3 protein-coding genes and 1 pseudogene are annotated in these 1,781 nt (G+C 67.4%); 1 reads left to right on the forward strand and 3 read right to left on the reverse strand.

What is annotated here, in order from left to right; translation table 11 throughout:
• Both JCM9942_RS15135 and JCM9942_RS15140 read right to left on the reverse strand, forming a co-directional pair.
• Positions 1–260: pseudogene (locus tag JCM9942_RS15135) on the reverse strand (3-dehydroquinate synthase); the annotation flags it as partial.
• Positions 257–799 carry a shikimate kinase gene (locus JCM9942_RS15140; protein ID WP_054660666.1) on the reverse strand — a complete coding sequence of 181 codons (543 nt, stop codon included), beginning with the start codon at positions 797–799 and terminating at the stop codon, positions 257–259. The pseudogene JCM9942_RS15135 and the gene JCM9942_RS15140, both read right to left, overlap by 4 nt.
• A 99-nt stretch (positions 800–898) precedes the next feature.
• On the opposite strand from JCM9942_RS15140, the gene JCM9942_RS15145 reads away from it, so the two are divergent.
• Positions 899–1,102, forward strand: a complete 204-nt coding sequence (locus JCM9942_RS15145; protein WP_054660668.1) for a dodecin family protein — start codon at positions 899–901, stop codon at positions 1,100–1,102.
• Between the two features lie 47 nt (positions 1,103–1,149).
• On the opposite strand, the gene JCM9942_RS15150 is transcribed toward JCM9942_RS15145, so the two are convergent.
• On the reverse strand, positions 1,150–1,781 hold a 632-nt coding region (locus JCM9942_RS15150; protein WP_054660670.1), incomplete at its 5' end, for a hypothetical protein.

Genomic DNA, 1,781 nt, shown 5'->3' on the forward strand with positions numbered 1-1,781 from the left:
GAAGCTCGCCAGCGTCTTGGAGCTTCGCCGGCCGGGATGAGGTGCTGGCCGATCTTCAGCGCCGGGCGTGCAGCCAGCAGTGCGGCCTGCACTTGCGCCAGATACAGCGGGGCGACGGTGTCGTCGCTGACCAGCAGTACGTGGCGGCCGCGGATGACATCGGCCAGCAGTTCGCCCCGGGCCAGCAGGCCAGGACCGATGTGGATCCGGTAAGGGCGTTCACCGCCGACATCGACGGTAGGGGGAGCAGCGGGGGTCATGCGGGAAGTTCCGAAATCTGCCAGAGCGCGGCCAGCCGCACCACGGCATGGGCGGTCGCTTCGGCGGGGGTGTAAAGGTCGGTATCGATGGTCAGGTCGGCCACTTCGCGGTACAGCGGATCGCGGAAGGCCGCCATCTCGTGAAGCACCTGCTCGCGGTCATCGCGCTGCAACAGCGGGCGGGTCTTGTCGCGCTGCAGGCGTGCCAGCTGCGAGGCGACGCTGACCCGCAGGTAGACGACAAAACCGCGCTGCCGGATCAGCCGGCGGTTGTCGGCATCTAGCACGGCGCCGCCACCGGTGGAAATCAGCTGGCCACCGCGTTGCAGCAGCGCGCCGAGCACGCGCTTTTCATGCACGCGGAAGCCGGGCTCGCCGAGGTTGTCAAAAATGGCGGGAATGCTGGAGCCGGTGTCATCGACGATGGCCTGGTCGGCATCGACGAATTCCAGCCCGAAGCGCTCGGCCAGACGCCGGCCGATGCAGGTTTTCCCGGCCCCCATCGGGCCGACCAGAATGAGGTTGGGGGCTGGATTCATAGCGGATCGATGCTAGCACCTCGTGTCGGTGCGTTAACAAGGTAGCAGCCAAGCTCTGCCCTTCCACGAATGGTTCGTGGTGCAACCAAGGAGCAGGGCATGTCTGTAGCGAAAATCATCGAAGTCAGCGCCTCGTCCAAGACCAGCGTGGAGGAGGCGGTGCGCTCGGGTCTGAAGAAGGTGGCCGAGACCGTCAAGGGCATCCAGGGCGCGTGGATCAGCGAGACCAAGGCGGTCACCGACGGGCAGGGCAACATCATCGAGTGGCGGGTCAACCTGCGGATCACGTTCCTGGTCGAGTGAGGCGGCCGCTGGCGTAGGCGCGTGGTTCGAGCGGTGACCGTCGGTTCCTACGCCTGGAGTGGCCGCCGGTGCGCGTCCAGCGCGATCACGCGGTCGGCAATAGCCGGCAGGGTGCGCAAGGCCTGCCGGCTGATCCGCTCGTAGAACTGCACGAAGCGTTCCAGCTGCGCGCGGCTCATGCCGCTGCGGCCGGGGGCCGCCTGTTGCAGCGCCTGTTCCTGCTGCCAGCGCCACTGCGGCACCACCGCAAACCCCGGTGGTTGCAGGAACCAGAGGCGATCGAAGCGCCGCCACAGCGCCGGATAGTCATCGGCCAGGGTCTGGTTGCACCAGTGCCGCCAGCGCCCGTCAGCGTCGGCCTCGCGTTCCAGCGCGTTCAGCGGTGTCTGCAGCGCCGCCTCCGGTTCGGCCGGGGTGCCCAGGAACCAGCCTTCGAACACCAGCAGGTCCAGGCGGCCGTCGATCCGTTCCCACTGCGCTTCGTCCACCCGCTCATCGGCCAGTTTGTCAAAGCGCGGCAGGTGGAATGGTTGTCCGCTGCTGGCGGCATCGAGCGTATCCAAGGCCAATGGAAGATCGTGGGTGCCGGGCGGGCCGCGCGTGGCCAGCAGCGGATGCACGCGATCGGCCAGACGCTGGCGCTGGGCACGGGTGAGGTAGGTGTCATCGATGGACAGCG

The organism is Stenotrophomonas pictorum JCM 9942 (genome assembly GCF_001310775.1).
Lineage (GTDB): Bacteria > Pseudomonadota > Gammaproteobacteria > Xanthomonadales > Xanthomonadaceae > Stenotrophomonas > Stenotrophomonas pictorum.

What these genes read in the sequence shown, in the direction of transcription:
- JCM9942_RS15140 (WP_054660666.1), bottom strand. Translation starts at nt 799, where the DNA reads ATGAATCCAGCCCCCAACCTCATTCTGGTCGGCCCGATGGGGGCCGGG.
- JCM9942_RS15145 (WP_054660668.1), top strand. Translation starts at nt 899, where the DNA reads ATGTCTGTAGCGAAAATCATCGAAGTCAGCGCCTCGTCCAAGACCAGC.